The sequence below is a fragment of the Sulfuricurvum sp. genome (assembly GCF_049305995.1).
Taxonomy (GTDB): domain Bacteria; phylum Campylobacterota; class Campylobacteria; order Campylobacterales; family Sulfurimonadaceae; genus Sulfuricurvum.
The window spans coordinates 1-1,683 of the sequence record NZ_JBAQPS010000285.1 but is presented as its reverse complement, the minus strand read 5'-3'; the positions used below and the strand labels follow the sequence as shown (position 1 = coordinate 1,683).

The following is a 1,683-nucleotide window of genomic DNA, read 5'->3' as shown; positions in this document are numbered from 1 at the left end:
CCTGATAACGCGACTGTTTTACCTCTCACAACAAACGAAATGTTTCATAAGTGGATAATGGAAAAATGAGCACTAATCAGCAAAAAAGAAAGCTTTTTATAGGCTCTTCACGAGAAGCTGAGGATGTCATAGATATTTTGGAGAATAAGATTAATAAAAAGAATCTTGGGATCGATGTTGTCAAATGGACATCAGGTACTATTTGGGAAAATAATCAATCAAATTTAGCTAATCTTATCACAGCTACAAAAGAGTACCATTATGCAGTATTCATTTTTTACCCTGATGATGTGACAAAATCGAGAGAGGAAGAATATTGGACAACACGGGATAATGTTTTATTTGAAGCAGGACTTTTTTTAGGTGTTTTGGGTACTAGTAAAGTTTTTCTATTTAAACCAGAATTACCAAACAGCGATAAAAAATTTAAGATTATGAGTGATCATGATGGTATAGCCATGAAAACTTACAACCTTAAATATAAAGATACTTGGGAATATGAGCATAATGCAAAATCATTTAATTCTATGATTCAAGCTATAAGAGAAAATGAACAAAAATTAAATGCAAGCAGTGATCAAAATATATCTCAAATAATAAAAAAAATGCGTACAAATATTGATAATAATAAAAATAACGAATACAATGTAAGGATTTTTGCCAATCATTTGGAAGATCTCCTCCATTTAAAGGCTAAAAAAATAAATAAAATACAAAATGATATTTTAAAGGATTTAATTTTACATCTTAATAAGATTGATGACATTTTAGATATCGCTCAATTATCAGATGCTCAAAAGAAAACAGAAAAAAATAATATTACTGAAGTTTGGGTATTTGCTGCTAATCCGATTGAATTTTCAGCAAAAATGCAAAATCCTTATTTTAATGAGCTGCAGTCCGCAATAAAACATAATTTGAGTCAAGGTGTAAAATATACATATTTTGTTGATAATAAATTCAAGCATGAAACTAAATTACAAAATTTGTTAGGAACATCTGGAAAAAAAGATCTTATAGAGATTATTAAATGTGATGGTAAACATTTTTTGACTTTTTTTACACTCCATTTTTATGATAGTAAAAAGGAACCAAATGAAATGTTTGTTAGTTTAATCGACGGTGATCGTGAGGATCTAATGGTTAAAGTATCAGACAATCAAAGAGAAAAAGTTTTTGAAAAATTAAAACTAATAAAAGGGAATCATGAAATACCTACGCATGGTTTTAGGGTAATTGATAGAACTTAAACGTAGTGTAAAGATTTAAAGTGATTAGATGGGGGGCAAGGGGTGAAACCCCTTGGCTATACTCAATTGAGCATAGGTGCAAAAATGCACAAAAGCAATAGTGTGAATATGAGCTTTTCCATAAAGACCCCCTTCTGTTAGAACTTTGGAGGGCAAAAAAAAAGGTCAAGGGATGATCAAGTCCCCCGACCTTAATTTTGCCGCTCCATTGTTCCAACAGAAAGCCATATTCACAAAGAAAATTATATCATAAAAAAAGTGGAGATGAAGTAGTCACATTTTTAGAAGATACGAATAGATATAGATATAGATATAGATATAGATAGAAGTGATACTGTTGGCTACGAGCGAGAAAAAAACTTAAAATACACTATTAATGAAAAAAGGGGGTTCTTATGGCATTTAAAGTTACCAAAAACGGTCACATCATTAG

The 1,683-nt window shown here is 30.4% G+C and carries 1 protein-coding gene; it reads left to right on the top strand.

The genetic code is table 11. The features are described from left to right. Nucleotides 1–65: 65 nt before the first annotated feature. A complete protein-coding gene (locus WA010_RS09820) occupies nt 66–1,250 on the top strand; it encodes a TIR domain-containing protein (protein WP_422556944.1) in 1,185 nt (394 codons plus the stop codon). The last annotated feature ends 433 nt before the right edge of the window (nt 1,251–1,683 follow it).